Origin of the sequence: Amycolatopsis sp. lyj-23, from assembly GCF_046549135.1 — a bacterium.
Taxonomy (GTDB): domain Bacteria; phylum Actinomycetota; class Actinomycetes; order Mycobacteriales; family Pseudonocardiaceae; genus Amycolatopsis.
In genome coordinates this window covers 103,703-127,679 of record NZ_JAJPWN010000011.1, presented here as the reverse complement: position 1 = coordinate 127,679, position 23,977 = coordinate 103,703, and the positions used below count along the sequence as shown (strand labels likewise).

Sequence of the window (23,977 nt, the reverse complement as noted above, 5' to 3'; positions counted from 1 at the left end):
CAGGACCACCCGTTTGCAGGCGCCTGAAAGTTGTACGGTAGAGTTCCTCACAACACCGCGAGCGGGCGATTAGCTCAGCGGGAGAGCGCTTCGTTCACACCGAAGAGGTCACTGGTTCGATCCCAGTATCGCCCACCCGAGAGCCCTGTTCGCCCAACCGCGAACGGGGCTTTTTTCGTCGACGCCGCCGGCGACGGCCGCCGCGTTCCCAGGCCGGGCCGCATTTCCGCGGCGAGGCCTCGCGCGCGCCCGAAGCGGAGTGAACGATCCGTTCGAATCGTCCGTATGAGCTCACGAAAGCGGTTCGTGCCGCGCCGCCGGGGCCCGCCGAACGTGCCTTCGAACCTTGCCGCCACGGCGGGTTTCTGTCGAACGTCACCCCGCGGGAGGTCCGATGTGATCCTCGGCACGTCCGGAGAGCCGGCGAACGCCGGCGCACGTGACGCCGCAGCGACGAATGTCACTGTCGGTGTCCGCCGCGCCCAGTCCACCGGCCCGCTTGGTCCACTGTGGACCACCCGGGCCCGGCAGTGTCCACAGTAGAACCCCGTCCCGCCGTTGGGCCGTTCGGCCGAGCTTGGTCCACCCGGGTGCGGGCATCGCCCAATTCGTTACTCAACGTAGTTTTCGTGGGAATACGTCGTCCCGCGCATCGTCGTCATCTTGTTATCTTCCGGCCATTTTCTGGCGGGGATCGCCCGCAGGATGTGGCTGGAAATCCCTTGTAACACTGCTGAGAGGGTCGCCGATAACTTGCCGTGTGAAGCCTCCGCGGGCTCTGCGCGACCACTGAGATTCGGTTAACTCTCCGAAATCATCTCCGGTGACGCTGCGTGCCTGCGGCTCAACTCGATCCAGTTCGCGGGAGGTCAGATGGAAGAGTCGGTGCGGCCTTCGTACACGGTGAGCCAGCCACCGCCGCACATCGACCTCCAGGCCATCCCGCGTCCCGCCAAGCGGGACGAAAGCCTCGTCGACGCCGGCGGCCCGTCGGCCAAGGCGTGGCCGGCGGCCTGGGAAGCGCGGTACAGAGCCTGGGTCATCGGCAGCGACGTCTTCATCACGCTGCTGGTGATCGCGATCAGCGCGTTCGTCATCGATCGCGTTGCCCCGCACGACATGCACGCCTTCGGCACGATCCTCGCGGTCTTCGTCTCGCTGCCCGCCAGCCGGGCCTGGAGCCCGCGCGTGCTCGGCGAAGGCGCCGAGGAGTACCGCACCCTCGGCCGCGGCTTCATCACCGCCGCCGTCCTGGTGGCGCTCGGCGGCCTGTTGTTCGGCGCGCTGGAGGTCCAGGTCTGGGTCTTCGTCGTCGTCCCGGCCATCGCCCTGGTGGCCTTCCCGCAGCGCTACCTGCTGCGCCAGGTGCTGCACCGCAAGCGCGCCAAGGGGCTCTGCCTGCTGCCGGTGATGGCCGCGGGCAGCCCGGAAACCGTCGCCGACCTCATCGCCCGGACCCGCTCCGAGGTGCACGTCGGCTGGCGCGTCGAGGCCGCTTGCACGTTCACCGGGCACGGCGAAGACCGCGACAGCGGCGAGATCGACGGCGTCCCGGTCGTCGGGCGGCTGGAGGAGCTGTCCCGGCACGTCCGCCGCGGCGGCTACCGGGTCGTGGCGATCACCGCCGACCAGTACTGGACGCCGAAGCGGCTGCAGCGGCTCGCCTGGGACATGGAAGGCACCGGCGCGGAGATGGTCGTCGCGCCCGTCCTGATGGAGGTCGCCGGGCCCCGGCTCAACGTCACCGGCGTGCTCGGCATGCCCCTGCTGCGGGTCACCGCGCCGATGTTCACCGGCGGCCGCCGCGTGGTGAAGGAGATCGTCGACCGCTGCGGCTCCGCCCTGCTGCTCACCCTGCTGTCCCCGCTGCTGCTGGCGATCGCCGTCGCCATCAAGCTGAACGATGGCGGCCCGGTGGTCTACCGGCAGCGCCGCGTCGGCCGCGACGGCGCGACGTTCACCATGCTGAAGTTCCGGACGATGGTCACCAACGCCGACGAAATCAAGCAGGCACTGGCCGCGGAAAACGAGGGCGCGGGCCCGCTCTTCAAGATGAAGCGCGATCCGCGTATCACCCGGGTGGGTGGTTTCCTGCGCCGGTATTCGCTCGACGAAGTGCCGCAGCTGTTCAACGTCGTGGCCGGGAAGATGTCGCTCGTGGGCCCGCGGCCGCCGCTGCCGGAAGAAACCGAGACGTACGCCCCCGACGCCCGCCGCCGGCTGCTCGTCAAGCCGGGCCTCACCGGCCTGTGGCAGGTCAGCGGGCGCAGCGACCTGACGTGGGCGGAGAGCATCCGCCTCGACCTGCGCTACGTCGAGGACTGGTCGCTCGCCCTGGACCTGGTGATCCTCTGGAAGACGTTCCGCGCGGTGATGGGCGGGCAGGGCGCCTACTGACCCGGCTCCACCGCGCCGCGCACCACGGCCGCCGGCTCCCGACGCGGGGAGCCGGCGGCCGTGCCCGTTTCCGCCCCGGTGGCTGCGCCGTGCAACGGCCCGCGGCGATCCCGCGCGCTCCCGGGCCGTCAGGCCGCCCCGGTGCGCCCGTTGGCCCATGCGCACCCGGGTCCGACGGGTCAGCCGGCCTGGCCCGTTCGCGCCGGTTACCGGCGCCCGGCCGGCCGTCGGTCACCCGCTCGGGTGACAGCCGCCGACAGCCGGTGGTCCCGCCTGTGGTCCAGCTCACCACGATTCGATAGTTGAGCTCGAAATAGTTCAACGCTCAACCTGGTTGGACGGGGTACCGACCCAACGGAAGGAAGCTCAGCCCCATGACCACCTTTGCCGAGCAGACCGAAGCCATCCAGGTCCCCGCGGACGTCCAGAACCTGCTGTTCCGCGAGGCCCGCACGGCCAACAGTTTCAGCTCCGAGCCGGTGACCGAGGAGCAGGTCCGCGCGATCTACGACCTCGTCAAGTGGGCCCCGACGTCGATGAACACCCAGCCGCTGCGCGCGCTGGTGCTCCGGACCGCCGAGGCGAAGGCCCGCCTGCTCCCGCACATGGCCCCGGGCAACCGGGCCAAGACCGAAGCCGCCCCGCTGACCGTCGTGCTGGCCGCGGACGTCGACTTCCACGAGAACATCCCGCAGGTCTTCCCGCACGCCCCGCAGGTGAAGGACAACTTCGCCGACGAGCAGGGCCGCGTCGAGTTCTCCAAGCTGAACTCGCTGCTGCAGGTCGGCTACTTCATCATCGGCGTCCGCGCCGCCGGCCTGGCCGCCGGCCCGATGACCGGCTTCGACGCCCAGGGTGTGGACGAGGAGTTCTTCGCGGACAAGAAGTGGCGTTCGCTCGTCGTCGTCAACGTCGGCAAGCCGGGCGAGAACCCGTGGTACGACCGCCTGCCGCGGCTGGACTTCGAGCAGGTCGTCGAGACCCTCTGAGCGCGCTCCGACAGGCCGCTCCCGGATCCGGGAGCGGCCTGTTCCGCGTTCGCGCCACGCGCGTGAGGTCCGCGGGCGCCGACGACTAGCATCGACCGCGTCATCTCTGTCACTCCAGCTTGAGGAGCCGATCGTGTCGCAGTCGCCCCCCGTTTCCCCCGTGGCCGCCTCCCGCGTGGTGGTACCGGCGGGCACTACGGCGGGCGCGGCGGTCCGCGAGGCCGGTCTGCCGACCAAGGGCGAGGACACGATCGTCGTGGTCCGCGACGCCGGCGGGAAGCTGCGCGACCTCGCCTGGGTGCCGGAAGCCGACGCCGAGGTCGAGCCGGTCGCCGCGAACACCGAGGACGGCCGCAGCGTCATCCGCCATTCGGCGGCGCACGTGCTGGCCCAGGCCGTGCAGCAGCAGTTCCCGGACGCCAAGCTGGGCATCGGCCCGCCGGTGAAGGACGGCTTCTACTACGACTTCGCCGTCGACAAGCCGTTCACCCCGGAGGACCTGCAGGCGCTGGAAAAGCGCATGAAGCAGATCGTGAAGGGCGCTCAGCAGTTCTCGCGGCGCGTTTTCGACTCCGTCGACGAGGCCAAGAAGGAACTGGCGGACGAGCCGTTCAAGCTCGAACTCGTCGATCTCAAGTCCGAAGTGGACACCGCCGAGGTGATGGAGGTCGGCGAGGGCGAACTCACCATCTACGACAACCTCGACCCGCGCACCAAGGAACGTGTCTGGAGTGACCTCTGCCGCGGCCCGCACGTGCCGACGACGAAGTTCATCCCGGCGTTCAAGCTCACCCGCGTCGCCGCCGCGTACTGGCGCGGTAGCGAAAAGAACCCGCAGCTGCAGCGGATCTACGGCACCGCGTGGGAGTCCGCGGAAGCGCAGGAGGCCCACCTCGAGCGCATCGCCGAGGCCGAGCGCCGCGACCACCGCAAGCTCGGCGCCGAGCTGGACCTCTTCTCCTTCCCGGAGGAAATCGGCTCCGGCCTGCCGGTGTTCCACCCCAAGGGCGGCATCATCCGCCGTGAGCTGGAGAACTACTCGCGCCGCCGCCACGAGGAGGCCGGCTACGAGTTCGTGAACACCCCGCACATCAGCAAGGGCGAGCTGTTCCACACCTCCGGCCACCTGCCGTACTACGCGGACACGATGTTCCCGCCGGTGCAGTTCGACGAGGAGAACTACTACCTCAAGGCGATGAACTGCCCGATGCACAACCTGATCTACCGCTCGCGCGGGCGGTCCTACCGCGAACTGCCGCTGCGGCTGTTCGAGTTCGGCACCGTCTACCGCTACGAGAAGTCGGGTGTGGTGCACGGTCTCACCCGCGTGCGCGGGCTGACGATGGACGACTCGCACATCTACTGCACCAAGGAGCAGATGCCGGGCGAGCTCAAGTCGCTGCTCAAGTTCGTCCTCGACCTGCTCGCCGACTACGGCCTCTCGGACTTCTACCTCGAGCTGTCCACCCGCGGGGACTCCGACAAGTTCATCGGCGAGGACTGGGAGTGGGAGGAGGCCACCGAGACGCTGCGGCAGGCCGCCGTCGACTCCGGCCTCGAGCTGGTGCCGGACCCGGGCGGCGCGGCCTTCTACGGCCCGAAGATCTCCGTGCAGGCGAAGGACGCCATCGGCCGCACCTGGCAGATGTCGACCATCCAGCTGGACTTCAACCAGAACAAGCGGTTCGAGCTCGAGTACACCGCGTCCGACGGCTCGCGCCAGCGGCCGATCATGATCCACCGCGCGCTGTTCGGCTCGATCGAGCGCTTCTTCGGCGTGCTGACCGAGCACTACGCGGGCGCGTTCCCGGCGTGGCTCTCCCCGGTGCAGGTGGTCGGCATCCCGATCACCGCCGACCAGGTGGCGTACCTGCAGGACGTCGAGAAGGCGTTGCGGGCCAAGGGCATCCGCGCGGAGGTCGACGCGAGCGACGACCGGATGCAGAAGAAGATCCGCACGCACACCACGCAGAAGGTGCCGTTCATGCTGCTGGCCGGCGCGAAGGACGTCGAGGCGGGCGCGGTGTCCTTCCGCTTCCGCGACGGCGGCCAGATCAACGGCGTGCCGGTGGAAAAGGCGGTCGAGGCCATCGCCGAGTGGGTCGCGCGCCGCGAGAACGCGTCGCCGTCGGCCGACGCGCTGGAGACGGTCGTTCGGTGAGTGACGGTCCCGAGTTCGTCGAGCAGCAGGGCATCGGGGTCCAGGACGCCTTCCAGCGCCTCTGGACCCCGCACCGGATGGCCTACATCAAGGGCCAGGACAAGCCGGACGGCGACGAGGAGCCCGGCTGCCCGTTCTGCCGGATCCCTTCGCTGGACGACAAAACCGGCCTGATCGTCGCCCGCGGCGACGTCGTCTTCGCCGTGCTGAACCTGTACCCGTACAACCCGGGCCACCTGATGGTGGTGCCGTACCGGCACGTCGCGGACTACACCGAGCTGACGGTCGAGGAGACGCGCGAGGTCGCCGAGTTCACGCAGCACGCGATGAAGGTGATCCGGGCGGTGTCCGGCGCCCACGGCTTCAACATCGGCCTGAACCAGGGGCACATCGCGGGCGCGGGCATCGCCGCGCACCTGCACCAGCACCTGGTGCCGCGGTGGGGCGGGGACGCCAACTTCATGCCGATCATCGGCCAGACGAAGGTGCTGCCGCAGCTGCTGGGCGAGACGCGGGACATGCTGGCCGACGCCTGGTGAGCCGGCCGCGCTGACCGGCAAAAACTCCTGATTGAGTGTTCAACCGAGAGTATGCTGGAGTTATGTCCGGAACCCGATGGCTCAGCGACGACGAACAGCGCGTCTGGCGTGAGTTCAACGCGGCCACCCGCATGCTCAGCGCACACCTCGAAGGGCAGCTGCAGCACGACTCGGGCATGCCGCACACCTACTACGAAGTCCTCGTCGCGCTCTCGGAGGCCGAAGGCCGCCGGCTGCGGATGAGCGAGCTCGCCGACGCGCGCCAGGCGTCCCGCAGCCGCCTTTCGCACGCCGTCGCGCGGCTGGAGGCGAACGGGTGGGTGCGGCGCGAGGCGTGCCCGACCGACAAGCGCGGCGCCTGGGCGGTGCTGACCGACGCCGGCTTCGCCGCGCTCGAAGCGGCCGCGCCGGGGCACGTCGAGGCCGTCCGCGAAAGCCTGTTCGACCCGCTGACCCCGGAGCAGGTGACGGCGCTCGGCGAGATCAGTGCGGCGATCCGGCGTCAGCTCTCGCCGAAGTGCGCGGCCGCGGCGGCCGCAGAAGAGGCGCGGGAGCACGAGGGCCGGCTCACGAAATCGGGCTGACCCGGGGCGGCGCGTCGGGGCCGCGCACGTGGGTGGATAGGCTGCATTCGCCCACCCGACCCTCGTAGCCAGGTGCCTCGACGAACCGATGCTCAATATCTTCGCGCGTGCCTCCGTTTCCCGCGTCACCGACCCGATCGGCCAGGCGCTGGTCCGTGCCGGGCTGACCCCGAACGCGATGACCGTGCTCGGCACCGCCGGCGCGGTCGTCTGCGCCCTGGCCTTCTTCCCGAACGGCTACCTCCTCTGGGGCACCTTCACGGTGTGGGGGTTCGCCATGCTCGACCTGCTCGACGGCGCGATGGCCCGCGCCCGCGGCTACGGCACCCCGTTCGGCGCGGTGCTCGACGCGACCTGCGACAGGCTGGTCGACGGCGCCCTGTTCGCGGCCATCGCCTGGTGGTGCTTCGTCGTCGACGACAACCACCCGGCTGCCGCCGCGGCGCTGCTGTGCCTGGTCCTCGCCCAGGTCATCTCCTACGTCAAGGCCCGCGCCGACGCCTCCGGCCTGCCGGTCGACGGCGGCCTCGTCGAACGCGCCGAGCGGCTGATCATCGCCCTCGTCGGCACCGGGCTGCACGGCTTCGGCATCCCGTACACGGTGGACGTCACGCTCTGGCTGCTCGCCGCCGGGTCCGTGATCACGCTGGCGCAGCGCTTCGCCGCGGTGGCGAAGGCGGCCCGCGAGGCCGCCGGGGAGCAACCGGCATGAGTGAGCCTGCGAACGAATCATTCAACACTGCGCATCCGGCTCAGGCCGCGCCGAGCGTCAGCGAGGCGGGCGCATGAGCAAGTTGAGCGAGCGGCTGAGCGCCTTCGGCTACGCGGCCGGGTGGAAGCTCGCCGGCTGGCTGCCCGCCGGGTTCGGCGGTACGGTCTTCTCGCTCGGCGCGGACCTCGCCGTCCGCCACGACGGCGGGGGCGTGCGGCAGCTGCGCGCGAACCTCGCCCGGGTGGTGCCGCAGGCCGACCCGGTCGAGCTCGACGAGCTGACCCGGCGCGCGATGCGTTCGTACGCCCGGTACTGGCACGAGACGTTCCGGCTGCCCTCGATGGACCACAAGGAGGTCAGCGCCAAGGTCGCGGCGTCGATCACCGGCGTGGAGAACCTCGACGCGGCGCTGGCCGAGGGCAACGGCGCGGTGATGGCGCTGCCGCACAGCGGCAACTGGGACGTCGCCGGTGTGTGGCTGGCCGACTACCTCGGCGGCTTCACGACCGTGGCCGAACGGCTCAAGCCCGAGTCGCTCTACCGCCGGTTCGTCGAGTACCGCGAGTCCCTCGGCTTCGAAATCGTGCCGCTGACCGGCGACAGCTCGGCGATGCGCGTGTTGCTGAAACGCCTGCGCGAGAACAAGGCGGTCTGCCTGGTCGGCGACCGCGACCTGACCACCAGCGGCATCCAGGTGAAGTTCTTCGGCGAGCCGGCCCGGCTGCCCGGCGGCCCGGCGCGGCTGGCCGCGACGACCGGTGCGGCCCTGATCCCGGCGGGCTGCTGGTTCACCGAGGACGGCTGGCAGATCCGGCTGCACCCGCGCATCCGGGTCACCGCGCGGGCCGAGGTCCCGGCCGCGACCCAGGCGCTGGCCGACATCTTCGCCGGCGACATCGCCGCGCACCCGGCCGACTGGCACATGGTGCAGAAGTTCTGGCCCGCCGACCTCGAGGCCGGCGAGCGGGTCAGCCTCGAAGAAGCGAGCTGAGCGGTGGCCACGCGGCCGATGCGGATCGGGATCGTGTGCCCCTACTCCTTCGACGTGCCGGGCGGGGTGCAGGGACACGTCATCGACCTGACGAAAGCACTGCTCGCGCGCGGACACCAGGTGTCCGTGCTGGCGCCCGCGGACGAGGACGCGGACCTGCCCGAATTCGTCCACCCGGCGGGCAAGGCGCTCGGCATCCCGTACAACGGCTCGGTCGCGCGGCTGCAGTTCGGTCCGGTGTCCTACACGCGGGTGCGGCGCTGGATCCGCGAAGGCGACTTCGACGTCCTGCACCTGCACGAACCGGCCGCGCCCAGCCTGTCGCTGCTCGCGCTGCTGATCGCGGACGGCCCCATCGTGGCGACGTTCCACACCGCGACCACGCGTTCGCGCACGCTCTCGGCGTTCCAGCCGGTGCTGCGGCCGCTGCTGGAGAAGATCACCGCGCGGATCGCGGTGTCCGCGCTGGCCCGCCGGGTGCAGGTCGAGCACGCCGGCGGCGACGCCGTGGAGATCCCGAACGGCGTCGACGTCGAGTTCTTCTCCTCGGCGACACCGCTGCCGGGCTACCCGCGGGCCGGCGGGACGGTCGGGTTCGTCGGCCGGTTCGGCGAGCCGCGCAAGGGGATGGGTGTGCTGCTGGAGGCGCTGCGGCGGATCCTCCCGGAGTTCGAGGACCTGCGGCTGGTCGTGGTCGGCCGCGGCGACGAAGAGCAGCTGCGCCGCGACGCCGGGCCGGAGCTGGCCCCGCACCTGGAGCTGCTGGGCCAGGTCGACGACCACGTGAAGGCCCAGGCGCTGCGCAGCGTCGACGTCTACTGCGCGCCGAACACCGGCGGCGAGAGCTTCGGGATGATCCTCACCGAGGCGATGGCCGCGGGCACCCCGGTGCTGGCCAGCGGGCTCGACTCGTTCCGGCGGGTGCTCGACGACGGCCGCGCCGGGCAGCTCGTCGAGACCGGTGACCCGGCCGCGCTCGCCGATGGGCTACGCGAGCTGCTCGGCGACCCGGCGCGTCGCGCGTCGCTGGCCGCGGCGGCGGGGGAGCGGGTCACGATGTACGACTGGTCGGTGGTGGCCACCCAGGTGCTGCGCGTCTACGAGACGGCCGTCGCGGCCGACCCGCGGCGGGTGGCGGCGCCGGAGCGGGAGCTCGCCCGGTGAGCGTGCTCGGCTGGCTGCTCCCGGTGCTGGCGGCGATCGTCGTGCTGGGCGGGCTCTTCCTGGTGGCGACGGCGAACCGGCTCGACCGGCTGCACATCCGCACGGACGCCGGCTGGGCGGCGCTCGACGCGGCGCTGGCCCGCCGCGCGGTGGTGGCGCGCGCGGTGGCGGTGGTACTGGGCGACACCGAGCTGCGGACCTCGGCCGAACGCGCCGAAGCGGCACCGCGCGCGGACCGCGAGGCCGAAGAGGGTGACCTGACGCTGCAGCTCAGGCGCGTCGACCGGGCGTGCCTGCCGGCCGAGCTGGCCGAGGAACTCACCGACGCCGAACACCGGGTGGTGATCGCCCGCCGCGTTCACAACGACGCCGTCCGCGACACGCTGCGCCTGCGGCGGCGGCGGAAGGTGCGGTACTTCCGCCTCGCGGGCACCGCGCCGCTGCCGGAGTACTTCGAGTTCGCCGAGCCGGAGGTCTGACGTGTGGTGGGTGGTCGTCGAGGAGCAGCGCACCTCGGAGCGGACGTGGTCGCTGTCCGAGCGGTTTTCCTACGCCGACCAGCCGACCGCCGAGGCCGAAGCGCTGCGGCTGGCGCGGGAGCACCAGCCCGCCTTCCCGTGGTCGCCGAAGTCGCGGACGGTGCTGCGCGGCCCGGGCGGCTACCTGGTCGTCGTCGAGGGCCGGACGTCGACGTTCCACTTCCGGCTGAGCGTGCTCGAAGAGATCTGAAACCTTCCGCGGCCCGCCGGCGTCGGAACGGGCATGAGTACGTGGTGGGTGGTCATCGAGGAGCAGGGCGGTGCGGGCGACGGCCGGGGCTGGGGCGTCGCCGACGCGGCGGGGTACGCCGACCGCGACACCGCGTTCGGCGAGGCGTACCTGCTGGCCAAGCAGCACCGGCCGCCGCGGCCGTCGTCGCCGCAGAAGCGGGTCGTCCTGGAGGTGGGCGACGGGTACCTGGTGCTTATCAAGGGCCGGACGGACGTGTGGCAGTTCCGCGTGACGGTGGGCGAGCAGGTCGGCGGCTGACACACTGGGCGCATGAGTGAGACGTGCGACGTCGCCCACGGCACGGCCCCGGCCGACCCCGGGCTGCGGACCCTGGTGGCGGTGTTCGCCTCGCCGGTTTCCCGGTACCTGCTGAAGTTCGCGAAGGACCTCGGGTACCGCGTCGCGCTCTTCGAGCCCGACCCCGCGCGCGTCACCGACGTGCCCGAGGGCTTCGAGGCGGACACCGTGCTGCCGCGGCTCGACGCGGCCGCGGACGTCGTCGTCACCGACCACCACCGGCCCGAACTCGGCGCAGTGCTGAAGGCCGCGCTCGAGGGCGAGCCCCGCTGGGTGGGCGTGCTCGGCAACCCGCGTCACCCGGGCCCGCACGTGGCCGCGCTGCAGGGCCTCGGCGTGCCCGAATCGGACATCGCCCGCGTGCACCGCCCGGTCGGGCTGAACATCGGCTCCCGCACCCCGCCGGAGATTGCCCTGGCGACGTTGGCCGGCCTCCTGGCCGACCGCAACAACCGCCCGGGCGGCTTCGACTTCACCTCCTAGCGAACCGGAAGGGTCGGCTCGCGTACCCAGGCAGTCGGTTCGCGTACCCAGAGGGTCGGTTCACCAGCCGACCGTCCAGGTACGCGGGCCGACCGTCCAGGTACGCGGGCCGACCGTCCGGGTACCCGGGCCGACCCTCCAGGCTGCTCAGTGGACCGCCATTCCTTCCGGCATCGGCTCGAACCTCGCGTGGCGGCGGGTGAACGTCGCCGTGCCCGAGGTCATCGAGCGCAGGTCGATCAGGTAGCGCACCAGTTCCGTCGCCGGGACCTCCGCGCGGATCACCGTGCGGCCGCCGTCGCCGGCTTCGGTGCCCAGCACCCGGCCGCGGCGGGAGGACAGGTCGCCCAGCACCGTGCCGAGGTGCTCGTCCGGCAGCCGGATCGCCACCTCCTCCAGGGGTTCCAGCATCGTGATGTGCCCGTTGGCCGCGGCCTCGCGCAGGGCCAGTGCGCCCGCCATCTGGAACGCCGCGTCCGACGAGTCCACGCTGTGCGCCTTGCCGTCCACCAGCGTCACCTTGACGTCGACCACCGGGTGGCCGTCGGCCAGCCCGCGCTGCAGCTGGGCCCGCACGCCCTTCTCCACGCTCGGGATGAACTGGTGCGGCACCGCGCCGCCGACGACCCTGTCCACGAACTCGAACCCGCTGCCGCGCGGCAGCGGCTCGACCTCGATGTCGCAGACGGCGAACTGGCCGTGCCCGCCGGACTGCTTGACGTGCCGCCCGTGTCCCTTGGCCGGCTTGGCGAACGTCGAGCGCAGGCTGATCTTCACCGGTTCGGTGCCGACGTCGGCGCCGCCCGCGCGCAGCCGGGAGAGCACGACGTCGGCGTGGGCTTCGCCCATGCACCACAGCACCAGCTGGCCGGTCTCTGCGTTGCGGTCCAGCCGCAGCGTCGGGTCCCCCGCGACCAGGCGGGCCAGGTTGCGGGCGAGGGTGTCCTCGTCGCTGCGGGTCTTCGCGACCACCGCGACCGGCAGCAGCGGCTCCGGCATCGCCCACGGCTCCATCAGCAGCGGGTCGTCGGGGGAGGAGACGGTGTCGCCGGTCTCCGCCGAGCCCACCTTCGTCAGCGCGCAGAGGTCGCCTGCGACGCAGTAGGGCACCTCCCGCAGGGAAGAGCCGAGCGGCGAATAGAGGTGGGCGACGCGCTCGTCGGCGTCGTGGTCCTCGTGGCCGCGCTCGGTGAGGCCGTGTCCGGACACGTGCACCGGCCGTTCCGGGCGCAGCGTCCCGGAGAACACCCGGACGAGGGACACCCGGCCGACGTAGGAGTCCACCGCCGTCCGGACGACCTCGGCGGCGAGGGGGCCCGCGGGGTCGGCGGTGAGCGCGGCGTGCTCGCCGCCGTCGGGCGTGGTGACGTCGGGGGGCCGGTGCTCCAGCGGGGAGGGGAACGCGCGGACGATGCCGTCGAGCACCTCGGCCAGGCCGACCCCGCTGCTCGAGCACACCGGGATGACGGGGTGGAAGGACCCGCGCGCGACCGCGGTCTCCAGGTCGGCGATGAGGGTTTCCTCGGGGATCTCCTCGCCGGCGAGGTACCGGTCCATCAGGGACTCGTCCTCGCTCTCGGCGATGACCCCTTCGATCAGTTCGTTGCGGGCCTGGGCCAGCCGCTCCAGGTCGGCCGGGTCGGGCTCGCCGAGCTTCGGCGGGTATCCGCCGGAGTAGTCGAAGTACCGCTGGGTGATCAGCCCGACCAGGCCGTCGCCCGCCGGCAGGTACAGCGGCAGCACGCCGGCGCCGAACGCGGCCCGGCAAGCGGCGATCTCGGCCATCGCGTCGGCCCGGTGGTGGTCGAGCCGGGAGACGACGACCGCCCGCGGCATCCCGACCGCGGCGCACTCCTCCCACACCGCGGCCGTCGCCGCGTCGACGCCTTCGGAGGCGCTCACGACGAACAGCGCCGCGTCGGCGGCCCGCAGCCCGGCCCGCAGCTCCCCGACGAAGTCCGCGTAGCCGGGCGTGTCGATCAGGTTGATCTTGTGGCCCTGGTGCAGCACCGGCGCGATGGCGAGGCCGACCGAGCGCTGCTGGCGGACCGCCGCCGGGTCGTGGTCGCACACCGTCGTGCCGTCGACGACCGAGCCGGCCCGCGGCACCGTGCCGGAGACGGCGAGCAGGGCTTCGGCGAGGGTGGTCTTCCCGGACCCGGCCGGGCCGACGAGCACGACGTTGCGGACCTTGGCGGGGTCGTCCACAGCGACGGCGGCCCCGGCGTCGGCGTTCTTGGCTTGTTTGTCTGCCATGACGACTCCTCGGCGAACGGCTGGTGTACGGGATGTGTCCTCGATCACACACCCGCTACCCTGGTCACGGCAAGGCAAGGCCCTCGGGACCAGCCGAATGCCCCCGGGGGGAGGCGCGGTGTGAGGGGGAGTGCGTGGACAGGCGGTCTTTCCTGCGGATTTCCGGGGCGGTGCCGGTGGCGGGCCTGGCGGGGTGGCCCCCGCCGGACGACTGGGGGCGGCTGCGGAAGCGGCTGGCCGGGCCGTTGTACCGCCCGGGTGACCCGGGCTACCCGGAGGCCAAGCAGGGTTTCTTCACCATGTACGACGACCGGGTGCCGGCCGCGGTCGTCGGCGCGGCGCGCGTCGAGGACGTCCAGGCGGCGGTCGGGTTCGCGGCCCGGCACGGCCTGCCGATCGCTGCCCGCAGCGGCGGGCACAGCTACCCCGGCTATTCCACTGTGGACGGCGGGATCGTGGTGGACCTGAGCCGGTTTTCGGGCATCGACGTGCTCGCGCACGGCCGGGTGGCGATCGGGGCGGGTGCCCGGCTGGGGCCGATCGCGGCCGCGCTGGCCGCCCGCGGCCGGGTGCTGCCCGCCGGCTCGTGCGAAACCGTCGGCATCGCCGGGGTCGCCCTCGGCGGCGGCCTCGGCCTCCTCGACCGCAAGCACGGGCTGACGTGCGACCACCTCGAAGCAGCGCGGATCGTCACCGCTGACGGCCGGGTCCGCACGGTGTCGCGCACGGCGGAACCCGACCTGTTCTGGGCGCTGCGCGGCGGGGGCGGCGGCAATTTCGGGATCGTCACCGGCTTCACCTTCTCGACCGTCCCGATCGCCGACGTCGTCACCTACAAGCTCACCTTCCCCACCGGGACGCAGGCCGCGTTGCTGGCGGGCTGGCAGGACTGGCTGCCGGGGATGCCGGACGAACTGTGGTCGGGGGTGAACATCGGCGCGGCGGCCGCCGAGACCAGCGGGACGTTCCTCGGCCCCGAAGCCCGGCTGAAGCCGCTGCTCGACGACCTCGTCCGGCGCGTAGGCACGCCGCCCGCCGGACGGGAGGCGGTGGTCCGGGACCACCTGAGCGCGATGCGGTCGTTCGACGACCACGAGTCCCGTCCGGGGACGGCTGCGGTGCGGGCGGCCTACGTCGGCACTTCGCGGATGCTGCTGCGGCCCGTCCGCGACCCGGCCGCGGTCGTCGAGGTCCTGACGCGGGCGCCGCGCGTCGGCACGCTCATCGACTCCGCCGGCGGTGCGATCGCCCGCGTCGGCGCCCGCGAGACCGCCTTTCCCCACCGGTCGGCCCTGGCGAGCTTCCAGTTCCTGCACGGCGCGACGCCCGACGACGGCGGCGAAGCCGAGGCCCGGCGCGCGCTGGCCGCCGTGCGCGACGGGCTGGGACCGGAGTTCGGCACGACCGGGTACGTCAACTACCTCGACCCGGAAATGCCCGACTGGGCGCAGGCGTACTACGGGGTGAACCTGCCCCGGCTGCGCGCGGTCGCCCGCCACTACGACCCGCACGGCGTTTTCGCGTTCCCGCAGGGACTGCCGGCCCCCCGCTCGACTGTCCACATCGGAGCTACCTAGACTGCGCGGACGTTTCCGCAGAGAGGCAGCCGTGCTCGATCTGGCGTTCTCCACCGAGGACCTGGCGCACACCCGGTTCGCGTTCTCCCCGGCGTGGGAGATCGTGGCGAGCGTCCGCGTCCTGAACTCGCCGGGACAGCACGCCCTGCACCTGCCGTGGATCAAGCGCGCCACCGCGGCGCTCGCCGAGGCCGGCCTGGACATCGGGCTGCTGCGCGACCTCGTCCCGCTGCGGCACCTGCCGGGGTTCCTCGCCGGGACGCCGTCGTCGCCGCTGCCCGAGCTGGCCGACGAGCTCGCCGACCTGCGGGACGTGCCCGCCCGTTTCGTCCGGCGCGAACTGGACGCGATGAGCGGGCCGCGCTCGCCGGCGCTGAACCGCCTCCACCGCGAGCCCGAAGCGGGGCTGGAGCGGCTCGCGACGCTGATGGAGCGGTACTGGCAGCTCGTCCTGGCCCCGGACTGGCCGCGGATCCGGGCGCTGCTGGAAGCCGACGTGCTGTACCGGTCCCGGCTGCTGGCCCGCGGCGGGGCGGCCGAGCTGTTCAACGACCTGACCCCGCTGGTCCGCTGGCAGGGCGGCACGCTCACGGTCGCGCACCGGCACCTGCACGCGGCCGTCCCGCTGGACGGGCGCGGTCTCGTGCTCGTGCCCTCGGCGTTCGTCTGGCCGCGGGTGTTCTCGAAGACCGACGCGCGCTGGCAGCCGGTGCTGCGCTACCCGCCGCGCGGGATCGCCACGCTGTGGGAGACCGGCACGGCCACCGCGCCCGGCGCGCTCGCCGCCGTGGTCGGCCGCGGCCGCGCGATGCTGCTGGCCGAACTGGCCGCGCCGGCGTCCACCGCGGAACTGGGCCGCCGGACCGGGCTCAGCGCCGGGGCGGTGTCGCAGCACCTCGGCGTCCTCAAGGCCGCGGGCCTGGTCAGCGGCCACCGTGCCGGACGTCACGTGCTGTACGCACGCACGAAGGCGGCGGAGGTCCTGGTCGCGGGAGTGCCGGAAGTGGACTCCTGAGATACCCGCGCACTGGCCTGCCTGGAGGGTCCACCGCGGTCCTACCCTCGGAGAGGTAACCCCCCGTCTTCGTGTCGAAAGGCCTCGTCGTGTCCGAGCAGCAGACCACCCCCTCCAGCGGCACCGTCCAGTCCGTCACCGGCACCGCCAAGGTGAAGCGCGGCATGGCCGAGATGCTCAAGGGCGGCGTGATCATGGACGTCGTCACCGCCGAGCAGGCCAAGATCGCCGAAGACGCCGGCGCGGTCGCGGTGATGGCCCTCGAACGCGTGCCCGCCGACATCCGCGCCCAGGGCGGCGTGGCCCGGATGAGCGACCCCGACCTGATCGACGGCATCATCGAGGCCGTCTCGATCCCCGTGATGGCGAAGGCGCGCATCGGCCACTTCGTCGAGGCGCAGGTCCTGCAGTCCCTCGGCGTGGACTACGTCGACGAGTCCGAGGTCCTCACCCCGGCCGACTACGCCAACCACATCGACAAGTGGGCGTTCACCGTGCCCTTCGTCTGCGGCGCGACCAACCTCGGCGAGGCCCTGCGCCGGATCACCGAGGGCGCGGCGATGATCCGCTCCAAGGGCGAGGCCGGCACCGGCGACGTCTCCAACGCGACCACGCACATGCGCAAGATCCGCCAGGAGATCCGGCGGCTGCAGAACCTGCCCGAGGACGAGCTGTTCGTCGCGGCGAAGGAGCTGCAAGCGCCGTACGAGCTCGTTCGCGAGGTGGCGGAGGCCGGGAAGCTGCCGGTGGTGCTGTTCACCGCGGGCGGCATCGCGACCCCGGCCGACGCGGCGATGATGATGCAGCTCGGCGCCGAGGGCGTGTTCGTCGGCTCGGGCATCTTCAAGTCCGGCAACCCGGCCCAGCGCGCCGAGGCGATCGTCAAGGCGACGACGTTCTACGACGACCCCGACGTGCTGGCCAAGGTCTCGCGCGGCCTGGGCGAGGCGATGGTCGGCATCAACGTCGAGGAGCTGCCGGAGCCGCACCGCCTCGCCGAGCGCGGCTGGTGACCTCCTAACCCTCGGGGTAGAAGAGGAACAGCGTGCAGCCGGTGGCACTGGCGGGCACGTGCCAGCTCCCGGCCGGGGCGTGCAGGAACGTCCCGGCCGGATAGCTGCGGGCGCCGTCCTCGAACGTGCCCGCGACGACGTAGACCTCCTCCGGGCCGGGCTCGTGGACGTCCCGCCGCGGCCACGAACTGCCCGCGGCCATCTCCAGGACGTTCGCGTGGGCGCCGTTCGCTCCCGTCCACAGTGGACGCAGCCGGACGCCCGGGAACAGCTCCCGGACGGGGGCGTCGGCGACGGATGCGGACGTGTAGCCCGGTTGGGCGAGGATTTCCGGGTGCATGGCCCCACCGTGCCTCGGCGCCGCCGGTGCGCGACAGTGGCCGGAACGACACCGTGGGGTACTTTCCTGCCATGCATCGCGTGGTGGCCCTCGTGCGGCCGGTGCAGTCGACGTTCGAACTCGGCGTGGCCGCCGAGGTGTTCGGCACCACGCGCGCCGGGCTGCCGCGGCACTACGAGTTCGAGGTGTGCGCCGAGGCGCCGGGCCCGGTGCCGACGACGGCCGGGTACGCGATGGCCGTGGCGCACGGCCTCGAGGCGCTGGAGTCCGCGGGCACCGTGCTGGTCCCGGGCTGGGCGCCGGTGGAGGCCCCGCTGCCCGCCCGCGTGCGGCAGGCGTTGCGGCAGGCCCACGCCCGCGGCGCGCGGCTGGTCTCGATCTGCTCCGGCGTCTTCGCGCTCGCCCGCACGGGCCTGCTGGACGGCCGTTCGGCGACCGCGCACTCCTCGCGCGCCGAGCAGCTGGCGCGCGAATTCCCGCGGGTGCGCGTCGAACCCGGCGCGCTGTACGTCGACCACGGCGACGTCGCCACGAGCGCGGGCGCGGGTGCCGCGGTCGACCTGTGCCTGCACCTCGTCCGGCGCGATCACGGCGCCGAGTACGCCGCCCGGCTCGCCCGCCACATGGTCCTGCCGCCGCACCGCGACGACGGACGCGAACCGGCGGGCGAAGACGAGTTCGCCGCCCTCCTCGCGTGGGCCGAGGAGCGGCTCGGGACGCCGTTGCCGGTGGCCGAGCTGGCCGCGCGGCTGAACGTCTCCCCGCGGACGCTGGCCCGGCGCTTCGCCGACCGGGTGGGGACGAGCCCGGGCGCGTGGCTGCTGTCCCGCCGCGTGGCGGCGGCCCGCACGCTGCTGGCGGAGACGGACCTGCCGGTGGAGGCCGTCGCGGCCCGCGTCGGCCTCGCCTCGGCGGTCAACCTGCGCCGCCGCTTCCGCGAGCGCGTCGGCACCACGCCGGGGGCGTACCGGCGGGCGCTCCGGGCCCCCTAGACGTATTCGGAGATCTCCACGCCGTACGTGCCCGGCTCGAGGGCTTCGAAGATGTGCGGGACGTCGCCGGGGTAGGAGATGTAGTCCCCGGGCAGGAGCTCCTCCGGGTCGTCCGTGACGCCGATGCGGGCCCGGCCCGCGCACAGCACGATGTGCTCGACCACCCCGGACATGTGCGGGTCCGAGCGGCGGGGCGTGCCGGGCTCGCCGCGGACGACGTAGATGTCGCGGCGGGCGCCGGTGGGGCAAGCCGACAGCAGCGTGCACGCGTAGTCGGCGTGTTCGGCGAACACCGTCGGGCCCTTGCCCGCGCGGACCACCCGGACCTTCGGGCGGTCCGGTTCGACCAGCCGGGAGAACGGCACGTCGAGGGCGACGCCGAGGGCCCACAGCGTCTCGACGCTCGGGTTGCCGGTGCCGGACTCGAGCTGGGACAGCGTCGACTTGGCCAGGCCGGCGCGGCGCGCGACCTCGGTCAGGGACAGTCCCGCGCGGGTCCGTTCGCGGCGCAGCGAGGCCGCGATGAGGTCCAGCGGCGCGCCCGGCGTTTCGTGCGGCATGACTGTTCGCTCCATCGGTCGTTTTGTTCGCGTTGACGAACACGGGGTCGTGTGTTCACTATAGAACACATGCGTTCGATATGGCGAACACTCGATCGGGGCCTGGCCCGCGACATCGGCCTGGTCTGCCTGGCCGACTGTCTCGTGGGGGTCTCCTACGGTGCCATCGCGGTGAGCTCCGGCTTCCCGCTGTGGCTGCCGATGCTGATGTCGCTGCTGGTCTTCGCCGGGGCGTCGCAGTTCATGTTCGTCGGGATCGTGGCCGCGGGCGGCAACCCGTTCGCCGCGGTGCTCGCCGGGCTGCTGGCCAACGCCCGGCACCTGCCGTTCGGCTTCGCGATCGGCGACGTCCTCGGCGAGCGGTGGGCCGCGCGGCTGGCGGGCAGCCACCTGATGATCGACGAATCGGTCGCGTTCGCGCTGGCCCAGCGCGAGGCGCACCGCCGTCGCGCGGCGTACTGGGCGTGCGGGATCGGCCTGTTCGCCTGCTGGAACGTCGGCGTCGTCGCGGGCGCGTTCGCCGGGACGGCGATCAGCGACACGGACGCGTTCGGCCTGGACGCGGCCTTCCCGGCCGTCCTGCTGGCACTGGTGCTGCCGTCCCTGCGCGACAAGGCGGCCCGGCTGCCGGTGCTGCTCGGGGTGCTCGTCGCGCTGGCCGCGACGCCGTTCCTGCCGGCCGGGCTGCCGGTGCTGCTCGCGCTGGCCGGGGTGGTCGCGGGCGTCGCCGCGAAGGAACCCGAGCCGCAGGAGGTGCACTGATGGACGGCGCGGAACTGCTCATCGCCACGGCCGTGCTGGCCGTGGGCACGTTCGCCTTCCGCTTCGCGGGTCCGCTGCTGCGCAGCCGGGTGAAACTGACCCCGAAGGCGGAACGGCTGATGGCGCTGGCGGCGGTGGTCCTGCTGGCCGCCCTGGTCGCGGTCAGCGCACTGACCGAGGGCCACGGCTTCGCGGGCATCGCCCGGCCGGCCGGTGTCCTGGTGGCGGGCGTCCTGGCCTGGCGGAAGGCCCCGTTCGTCCTGGTGGTGGTCGCGGCCGCGGCCACGGCGGCCCTCCTCCGCCTCGCCGGCGTCCCCTGACCGGACACTCACACTCCGCTGTTGGCCCATTGCCGGCGCCCCAAGGCGGCCTTCGGTGCGTGAGACGCAACGAATGTGGCCTTCGGTGCGTGTGACGCAACGAAGGCCACATTGGGGCGCCCGGGGCGACGGGCCGGGGGAGCGGGCCTGACCTGCTCGTGAGGCGCGGGGCGGGGGCGTCTAGGCTGGTGGGAAGGTCTTTCGGGAGGTCGGGTGGCAGGAGCGTCGTCGGAACCGGTCATCGGTGTGCTCGCCATGCAGGGTGCCGTGCGGGAGCACGTCGCGATGCTGGCCGAAGCGGGTGCGCGGGCCAAGCCGGTCCGCCGCGCCGCCGAGCTGTCCGAAGTGGACGGTTTGGTGCTGCCCGGCGGGGAGTCGACCACCATGTCGCGGCTGCTGGAGAGCTTCGAGCTGCTGGAACCGCTCCGGGCGCGGATCGCCGAGGGGCTGCCCGCGTTCGGCTCGTGCGCCGGGATGATCCTGCTCGCGCGCCAGACCCTCGACGGGCGGCCCGACCAGCAGCAGCTCGGCGGGCTCGACGTCGTCGTCCGCCGCAACGCCTTCGGCAGGCAGGTCGACTCCTTCGAGGCGGACCTGGACTTCGCCGGCGTCGAGGGGGACGTCCGCGCCGTGTTCATCCGGGCCCCGTGGGTCGAGAAGGCCGGTGACGGCGTCGAGGTGCTGGCCACGGTCAGCGGCGTGCCCGGCGTCGAAGCGGACACCGCTAGGATCGTCGCGGTCCGGCAAGGGGCGGTGCTGGCGACCGCGTTCCACCCGGAACTGACGCCCGACGTGCGGGTGCACCGGCTGTTCGTCGACCTCGTGCGAAAGGCTGCCTGAGACGCGGTGCCCGGCCGGGGTACGGAACAGATGGAGGAGAGATGAGCGGCCACTCCAAGTGGGCCACCACGAAGCACAAGAAGGCCAACCTCGACGCGAAGCGCGGCAAGCTCTTCGCGCGGTTGATCAAGAACATCGAGGTGGCCGCCCGCACGGGCACCGGTGGTGGCGACCCGGACGGCAACCCCACGCTCTACGACGCCATCCAGAAGGCGAAGAAGAACTCGGTCCCGCAGGACAACATCGAGCGCGCCCGCAAGCGCGGGGCCGGTGAAGAGGCCGGCGGCGCCGACTGGCAGACCATCACCTACGAAGGCTACGGCCCGAACGGCGTCGCCGTCCTGATCGAGTGCCTCACCGACAACCGCAACCGCGCCGCGTCGGAGGTCCGCACCGCTTTGACCCGCAACGGCGGCTCGCTCGCCGACCCGGGCTCGGTCGCCTACCTGTTCAACCGCAGGGGCGTCGTGCTCATGCCCAAGGGCGCGGCGGCCGAGGACGACGTCCTCATGGCGGTCCTCGACGCGGGCGCCGAAGAGGTCAACGACCTCGGCGAGAGCTTCGAAATCGTCTCCGAGGCGACCGACCTGGTGCCGGTCCGCAAGGCGCTGCAGGACGCCGGCTTCGAATACGAGTCGGCCGACCTGACGTTCCTGCCGTCGGTGAGCGTCCCGCTCGACGCGGACGGCGCGAAGAAGGTCTTCAAGCTGATCGACGCCCTCGAAGACTGCGACGACGTCCAGAACGTCTACGCCAACTTCGATGTGTCCGACGAGGTGCTCGCCGAAGTCGGGTGACGACGTCCAGAACGTCTACGCACTGCGTAGCATTCCATGTGTCCGACGAGGTGCTCGCCGAAGTCGGCTGAGTTTTCCCTTACGTCGCACCGCTTTCGTGCCCGGGCCGGAAACTTTCCGGCCCGGGCACTGGGCTTCCGGTGGCCCGTCAGGCACAATGTGCGCCGTGACCTCGACGACCCCCGCCGCAGCCGCCGACATCGCCGCCGAACTGTCCGCGGACGAAGTGCGCCTCATCGAATGGATCGAGGGGCAGGCCAAGGAACGCGGCAACGCGGTCATCACCGTCGCCTCCGACGACGAGGGCGCCGGCTACTGCTTCACCGCCTGCGCGTGGGCGCTGCACAACGTGCCGGAGGCGGTCGTCGTCGGGCTGCCCGGCCAGATGGGCCAGGTGCTGCTCGACGCCTACGTCGACCGCGCGGCCAACGGCGAGATCTTCGAGGTCGGCCGGCGCTACGACGACTTCTTCCAGGGCGTCCCGGTGGTCCTCGAGCGCGTCGCCAAGGGCCACTACCCGGAGTACTTCGGCTCGGCGTTCCTCATCTACCCCGACGGCGACTTCCCGGCGCTGCAGCTGATCGTCGCGACGCCGGAGGGCAAGTTCCCCTGGCACCCGGACGCGCCCGAGGGCTTCGCGCGCTGGCAGCCGGTGCTGACCGAGAGCGGCGACCCCGAAAGCTGGACCCCCGGCGTCGACGGCCCCTGATTCGGCCCTAGAACTTCCGCAGGTCGGCGGCCGCTTCCGGGTACTGCCGCGCGAGGTCGGCGGCGGCCGCGAACTCCACGCAGTCGTCGGTGTAGGGCGGCACGACGACCGTGCCCAGCAGGCTCCACGCGCCGAGCGTGACGGCGGCCTGCCAAGTCCCGGCGGGCACCACGACCTGCGGGCGTTCCCCGGCGGCGACGTCGGTGCCGAGCACCGGCCGTTCGACCGAGCCGTCCGGGTGCAGCAGCAGCACGGCCGCGGGCGCGCCGGCGTGGTGGGCGTAGACCTCGACCCGGTCCAGGCGGTGCGGCGCGGAGCGTTCGGGCGCGACCAGCAGGTAGTAGATCGCGGACCCGGCGGCCGAGCGCCAGCTCTGCGCCCACTGCCCGCCTTCCACGGGCAACGGCTGGAGTCCCAGGTGGGTGACGAAATCCGACGGCTCCGGCATGTCCTCCATCCTGCCGCAGGGCCGCCCAGTAGCCTGCAAGCTCGAACTGGTGTTCGCGGCGGGAAGGAATGCGGGTGCGCGTGCTCGGGGTCGACCCCGGTCTGACCAGGTGCGGCCTGGGGGTGGTCGACGGCGGCAAGGGCCGGGCCGTCCGGTGCGTCGCCGTCGACGTCGTGCGGACGCCGGCGGACGCCGACCTGGCCCACCGCCTGCTCGGCATCTCCGACGAGGTCGAGCGGTGGCTGGACCGGTACAAACCGCAGGCCGTCGCCGTCGAGCGGGTCTTTGCCCAGCACAACGTCCGGACCGCGATGGGGACAGCGCAGGCCGGCGGCGTCGTCGCGCTCGCCGCCGCCCGCCGCGGGCTGCCCGTCGTGTTCCACACCCCGAGCGAGGTCAAGGCCGCCGTCAGCGGGTCGGGCCGGGCCGACAAGGCGCAGGTCACCGCCATGGTGATGCGCCTGCTCAACCTCGAGGTCGCGCCCCACCCGGCCGACGCCGCGGACGCCCTCGCCCTGGCCATCTGCCACCTCTGGCGGGAGCCGATGCGGGCCCGGCTGGCCGAAGCCGAAGCCCGCGCGGCCGAACTGGCCCGCACGCACAAGGCCCGCCTGGCCGCGGCCGCCAAACAAGCGAAGAACCCGGGAGCAGCACGATGATCTCGTCGGTACGCGGAGAAGTCCTGTCGGTCGGCCTCGACCACGTGGTGGTCGAGGTCGGCGGGGTCGGCTTCGCCGTGCAGGCCACCCCGGCGACGCTGGCGACCCTGCGCCGCGGGGAAGAGGCCCGCCTGCACACCGCACTGGTCGTGCGCGAGGACTCGCTGACGCTGTTCGGCTTCGCCGACGCCGACGCCCGCGAGCTGTTCGGGCTGCTGCAGACGGTGTCCGGCATCGGGCCGCGGCTCGCGCTGGCCACCCTCGCCGTGCTCGACCCCGACAAGCTGCGGGCGGCACTGGTCGAAGGCAACATCACCGTGCTCACCTCGGTGCCCGGCATCGGCCGCAAGGGCGCCGAACGGCTCACCCTCGAACTGCGCGACAAGGTCACCGCGCTCGGCGGCACCGGCGACGCGCCCGCCGTCACCGCCCCCGGCGCCCTGCGCTCGGAGGTCGTGGAGGCCCTCGCCGGCCTCGGCTTTCCGGCCAAGCAGGCCGAGCAGGCCGTCGACAAGGTCCTCGCCGACGGTGACGGCCACACGACGGCGAGCGTGCTGCGCGCCGCGCTGGCCACCCTCGGCCGGAAGCGGTAGGCGCGGCC

General features: G+C 72.5%; 27 protein-coding genes and 1 tRNA gene. 24 read left to right on the top strand and 4 right to left on the bottom strand.

Annotated features, from left to right (window positions below; translation table 11 throughout):
* Positions 1 to 63 precede the first annotated feature (63 nt).
* The 13 genes from ACLJPY_RS27380 to ACLJPY_RS27320 all read left to right on the top strand — a co-directional run bounded on the left by ACLJPY_RS27380 (position 64) and on the right by ACLJPY_RS27320 (position 11,088).
* Positions 64 to 135, top strand: a tRNA-Val gene (locus ACLJPY_RS27380).
* Positions 136 to 873: 738 nt separating this feature from the next.
* On the top strand, positions 874 to 2,397 hold the full coding sequence (locus ACLJPY_RS27375; RefSeq protein WP_410592675.1) for a sugar transferase: 1,524 nt from the start codon (positions 874 to 876) through the stop codon (positions 2,395 to 2,397).
* 374 nt (positions 2,398 to 2,771) lie between these two features.
* Positions 2,772 to 3,386, top strand: a complete 615-nt coding sequence (locus ACLJPY_RS27370; RefSeq protein ID WP_410592673.1) for a malonic semialdehyde reductase — start codon at positions 2,772 to 2,774, stop codon at positions 3,384 to 3,386.
* A gap of 133 nt (positions 3,387 to 3,519) precedes the next feature.
* Positions 3,520 to 5,547 carry a threonine--tRNA ligase gene (gene thrS / locus ACLJPY_RS27365; RefSeq protein WP_410592671.1) on the top strand — a complete coding sequence of 676 codons (2,028 nt, stop codon included), beginning with the start codon at positions 3,520 to 3,522 and terminating at the stop codon, positions 5,545 to 5,547.
* Entirely contained in the window at positions 5,544 to 6,086 is a 543-nt protein-coding gene (locus ACLJPY_RS27360; protein ID WP_410592669.1) for an HIT family protein, read from the top strand. The genes thrS and ACLJPY_RS27360 overlap by 4 nt, the downstream gene beginning before the upstream one ends.
* A 62-nt stretch (positions 6,087 to 6,148) precedes the next feature.
* On the top strand, positions 6,149 to 6,670 hold the full coding sequence (locus tag ACLJPY_RS27355; protein ID WP_410592667.1) for a MarR family winged helix-turn-helix transcriptional regulator: 522 nt from the start codon (positions 6,149 to 6,151) through the stop codon (positions 6,668 to 6,670).
* 88 nt (positions 6,671 to 6,758) lie between these two features.
* Positions 6,759 to 7,382, top strand: coding sequence for a phosphatidylinositol phosphate synthase (gene pgsA, locus ACLJPY_RS27350; RefSeq protein ID WP_410592666.1), 624 nt, complete (start codon positions 6,759 to 6,761; stop codon positions 7,380 to 7,382).
* Between the two features lie 73 nt (positions 7,383 to 7,455).
* Positions 7,456 to 8,373, top strand: a complete 918-nt coding sequence (locus ACLJPY_RS27345; protein ID WP_410592664.1) for a phosphatidylinositol mannoside acyltransferase — start codon at positions 7,456 to 7,458, stop codon at positions 8,371 to 8,373.
* Positions 8,374 to 8,391: 18 nt separating this feature from the next.
* On the top strand, positions 8,392 to 9,537 hold the full coding sequence (locus ACLJPY_RS27340) for a glycosyltransferase family 4 protein (RefSeq protein ID WP_410593068.1): 1,146 nt from the start codon (positions 8,392 to 8,394) through the stop codon (positions 9,535 to 9,537).
* Positions 9,534 to 10,016, top strand: a complete 483-nt coding sequence (locus ACLJPY_RS27335) for an NUDIX hydrolase (RefSeq protein WP_410592662.1) — start codon at positions 9,534 to 9,536, stop codon at positions 10,014 to 10,016. The genes ACLJPY_RS27340 and ACLJPY_RS27335 overlap by 4 nt, the downstream gene beginning before the upstream one ends.
* Position 10,017: 1 nt before the next feature.
* On the top strand, positions 10,018 to 10,266 hold the full coding sequence (locus tag ACLJPY_RS27330; RefSeq protein ID WP_410592661.1) for a hypothetical protein: 249 nt from the start codon (positions 10,018 to 10,020) through the stop codon (positions 10,264 to 10,266).
* Between the two features lie 33 nt (positions 10,267 to 10,299).
* On the top strand, positions 10,300 to 10,566 hold the full coding sequence (locus tag ACLJPY_RS27325) for a hypothetical protein (RefSeq protein ID WP_410592659.1): 267 nt from the start codon (positions 10,300 to 10,302) through the stop codon (positions 10,564 to 10,566).
* A 12-nt stretch (positions 10,567 to 10,578) separates the two neighbouring features.
* Positions 10,579 to 11,088, top strand: coding sequence for an XdhC family protein (locus tag ACLJPY_RS27320; protein ID WP_410592657.1), 510 nt, complete (start codon positions 10,579 to 10,581; stop codon positions 11,086 to 11,088).
* 147 nt (positions 11,089 to 11,235) lie between these two features.
* On the opposite strand, the gene ACLJPY_RS27315 is transcribed toward ACLJPY_RS27320, so the two are convergent.
* Positions 11,236 to 13,344: an elongation factor G-like protein EF-G2 gene (locus ACLJPY_RS27315; protein WP_410592655.1), complete on the bottom strand. Its 2,109-nt coding sequence runs from the start codon at positions 13,342 to 13,344 to the stop codon at positions 11,236 to 11,238.
* 134 nt (positions 13,345 to 13,478) lie between these two features.
* On the opposite strand from ACLJPY_RS27315, the gene ACLJPY_RS27310 reads away from it, so the two are divergent.
* The 3 genes from ACLJPY_RS27310 to pdxS all read left to right on the top strand — a co-directional run bounded on the left by ACLJPY_RS27310 (position 13,479) and on the right by pdxS (position 16,949).
* On the top strand, positions 13,479 to 14,921 hold the full coding sequence (locus ACLJPY_RS27310) for an FAD-binding oxidoreductase (protein ID WP_410592654.1): 1,443 nt from the start codon (positions 13,479 to 13,481) through the stop codon (positions 14,919 to 14,921).
* Between the two features lie 31 nt (positions 14,922 to 14,952).
* On the top strand, positions 14,953 to 15,936 hold the full coding sequence (locus ACLJPY_RS27305; RefSeq protein ID WP_410592653.1) for a DUF5937 family protein: 984 nt from the start codon (positions 14,953 to 14,955) through the stop codon (positions 15,934 to 15,936).
* Between the two features lie 89 nt (positions 15,937 to 16,025).
* Positions 16,026 to 16,949 carry a pyridoxal 5'-phosphate synthase lyase subunit PdxS gene (gene pdxS / locus ACLJPY_RS27300; RefSeq protein ID WP_410592652.1) on the top strand — a complete coding sequence of 308 codons (924 nt, stop codon included), beginning with the start codon at positions 16,026 to 16,028 and terminating at the stop codon, positions 16,947 to 16,949.
* 4 nt (positions 16,950 to 16,953) lie between these two features.
* Here the strand turns inward: pdxS and ACLJPY_RS27295 are convergent, their stop codons facing one another.
* On the bottom strand, positions 16,954 to 17,289 hold the full coding sequence (locus ACLJPY_RS27295) for a cupin domain-containing protein (RefSeq protein ID WP_410592651.1): 336 nt from the start codon (positions 17,287 to 17,289) through the stop codon (positions 16,954 to 16,956).
* 71 nt (positions 17,290 to 17,360) lie between these two features.
* Between ACLJPY_RS27295 and ACLJPY_RS27290 the strand changes: the two genes are divergently transcribed.
* On the top strand, positions 17,361 to 18,281 hold the full coding sequence (locus tag ACLJPY_RS27290) for a GlxA family transcriptional regulator (RefSeq protein ID WP_410592649.1): 921 nt from the start codon (positions 17,361 to 17,363) through the stop codon (positions 18,279 to 18,281).
* Here the strand turns inward: ACLJPY_RS27290 and ACLJPY_RS27285 are convergent.
* A complete protein-coding gene (locus ACLJPY_RS27285) occupies positions 18,278 to 18,841 on the bottom strand; it encodes a helix-turn-helix domain-containing protein (RefSeq protein WP_410592648.1) in 564 nt (187 codons plus the stop codon). The genes ACLJPY_RS27290 and ACLJPY_RS27285 overlap by 4 nt on opposite strands.
* A gap of 69 nt (positions 18,842 to 18,910) precedes the next feature.
* On the opposite strand from ACLJPY_RS27285, the gene ACLJPY_RS27280 reads away from it, so the two are divergent.
* The 5 genes from ACLJPY_RS27280 (at position 18,911) to ACLJPY_RS27260 (ending at position 22,269) form a co-directional block, all read left to right on the top strand.
* Positions 18,911 to 19,603, top strand: coding sequence for an AzlC family ABC transporter permease (locus tag ACLJPY_RS27280; protein ID WP_410592647.1), 693 nt, complete (start codon positions 18,911 to 18,913; stop codon positions 19,601 to 19,603).
* A complete protein-coding gene (locus tag ACLJPY_RS27275) occupies positions 19,603 to 19,923 on the top strand; it encodes an AzlD domain-containing protein (RefSeq protein ID WP_410592645.1) in 321 nt (106 codons plus the stop codon). The genes ACLJPY_RS27280 and ACLJPY_RS27275 overlap by 1 nt, the downstream gene beginning before the upstream one ends.
* A 213-nt stretch (positions 19,924 to 20,136) precedes the next feature.
* Positions 20,137 to 20,763 (top strand): pyridoxal 5'-phosphate synthase glutaminase subunit PdxT, encoded by a 627-nt coding sequence (pdxT, locus tag ACLJPY_RS27270; protein WP_410592643.1) that lies wholly within the window; start codon positions 20,137 to 20,139, stop codon positions 20,761 to 20,763.
* Positions 20,764 to 20,804: 41 nt separating this feature from the next.
* Positions 20,805 to 21,560 carry a YebC/PmpR family DNA-binding transcriptional regulator gene (locus ACLJPY_RS27265; protein ID WP_410592642.1) on the top strand — a complete coding sequence of 252 codons (756 nt, stop codon included), beginning with the start codon at positions 20,805 to 20,807 and terminating at the stop codon, positions 21,558 to 21,560.
* 157 nt (positions 21,561 to 21,717) lie between these two features.
* The gene (locus tag ACLJPY_RS27260) at positions 21,718 to 22,269 is read left to right on the top strand and encodes a DUF4262 domain-containing protein (RefSeq protein ID WP_410592641.1); all 552 of its coding nucleotides are present in this window, start codon (positions 21,718 to 21,720) and stop codon (positions 22,267 to 22,269) included.
* Between the two features lie 7 nt (positions 22,270 to 22,276).
* On the opposite strand, the gene ACLJPY_RS27255 is transcribed toward ACLJPY_RS27260, so the two are convergent.
* A complete protein-coding gene (locus ACLJPY_RS27255; protein ID WP_410592639.1) occupies positions 22,277 to 22,717 on the bottom strand; it encodes a cupin domain-containing protein in 441 nt (146 codons plus the stop codon).
* 74 nt (positions 22,718 to 22,791) lie between these two features.
* Between ACLJPY_RS27255 and ruvC the strand changes: the two genes are divergently transcribed.
* Together ruvC and ruvA are read left to right on the top strand one after the other, a co-directional pair.
* A complete protein-coding gene (gene ruvC, locus ACLJPY_RS27250; RefSeq protein WP_410592637.1) occupies positions 22,792 to 23,376 on the top strand; it encodes a crossover junction endodeoxyribonuclease RuvC in 585 nt (194 codons plus the stop codon).
* Positions 23,373 to 23,969, top strand: a complete 597-nt coding sequence (ruvA, locus tag ACLJPY_RS27245; RefSeq protein WP_410592635.1) for a Holliday junction branch migration protein RuvA — start codon at positions 23,373 to 23,375, stop codon at positions 23,967 to 23,969. The genes ruvC and ruvA overlap by 4 nt, the downstream gene beginning before the upstream one ends.
* Positions 23,970 to 23,977 lie beyond the last annotated feature (8 nt).

What these genes read in the sequence shown, in the direction of transcription:
- ACLJPY_RS27375 (WP_410592675.1), top strand. Translation starts at nt 874, where the DNA reads ATGGAAGAGTCGGTGCGGCCTTCGTACACGGTGAGCCAGCCACCGCCG.
- ACLJPY_RS27370 (WP_410592673.1), top strand. Translation starts at nt 2,772, where the DNA reads ATGACCACCTTTGCCGAGCAGACCGAAGCCATCCAGGTCCCCGCGGAC.
- ACLJPY_RS27355 (WP_410592667.1), top strand. Translation starts at nt 6,149, where the DNA reads ATGTCCGGAACCCGATGGCTCAGCGACGACGAACAGCGCGTCTGGCGT.
- pgsA (WP_410592666.1), top strand. Translation starts at nt 6,759, where the DNA reads ATGCTCAATATCTTCGCGCGTGCCTCCGTTTCCCGCGTCACCGACCCG.
- ACLJPY_RS27345 (WP_410592664.1), top strand. Translation starts at nt 7,456, where the DNA reads ATGAGCAAGTTGAGCGAGCGGCTGAGCGCCTTCGGCTACGCGGCCGGG.
- ACLJPY_RS27340 (WP_410593068.1), top strand. Translation starts at nt 8,392, where the DNA reads ATGCGGATCGGGATCGTGTGCCCCTACTCCTTCGACGTGCCGGGCGGG.
- ACLJPY_RS27325 (WP_410592659.1), top strand. Translation starts at nt 10,300, where the DNA reads ATGAGTACGTGGTGGGTGGTCATCGAGGAGCAGGGCGGTGCGGGCGAC.
- ACLJPY_RS27320 (WP_410592657.1), top strand. Translation starts at nt 10,579, where the DNA reads ATGAGTGAGACGTGCGACGTCGCCCACGGCACGGCCCCGGCCGACCCC.
- ACLJPY_RS27315 (WP_410592655.1), bottom strand. Translation starts at nt 13,344, where the DNA reads ATGGCAGACAAACAAGCCAAGAACGCCGACGCCGGGGCCGCCGTCGCT.
- ACLJPY_RS27295 (WP_410592651.1), bottom strand. Translation starts at nt 17,289, where the DNA reads ATGCACCCGGAAATCCTCGCCCAACCGGGCTACACGTCCGCATCCGTC.
- ACLJPY_RS27290 (WP_410592649.1), top strand. Translation starts at nt 17,361, where the DNA reads ATGCATCGCGTGGTGGCCCTCGTGCGGCCGGTGCAGTCGACGTTCGAA.
- ACLJPY_RS27285 (WP_410592648.1), bottom strand. Translation starts at nt 18,841, where the DNA reads ATGCCGCACGAAACGCCGGGCGCGCCGCTGGACCTCATCGCGGCCTCG.
- ACLJPY_RS27280 (WP_410592647.1), top strand. Translation starts at nt 18,911, where the DNA reads ATGCGTTCGATATGGCGAACACTCGATCGGGGCCTGGCCCGCGACATC.
- ACLJPY_RS27275 (WP_410592645.1), top strand. Translation starts at nt 19,603, where the DNA reads ATGGACGGCGCGGAACTGCTCATCGCCACGGCCGTGCTGGCCGTGGGC.
- ACLJPY_RS27265 (WP_410592642.1), top strand. Translation starts at nt 20,805, where the DNA reads ATGAGCGGCCACTCCAAGTGGGCCACCACGAAGCACAAGAAGGCCAAC.
- ACLJPY_RS27260 (WP_410592641.1), top strand. Translation starts at nt 21,718, where the DNA reads ATGTGCGCCGTGACCTCGACGACCCCCGCCGCAGCCGCCGACATCGCC.
- ACLJPY_RS27255 (WP_410592639.1), bottom strand. Translation starts at nt 22,717, where the DNA reads ATGCCGGAGCCGTCGGATTTCGTCACCCACCTGGGACTCCAGCCGTTG.
- ruvA (WP_410592635.1), top strand. Translation starts at nt 23,373, where the DNA reads ATGATCTCGTCGGTACGCGGAGAAGTCCTGTCGGTCGGCCTCGACCAC.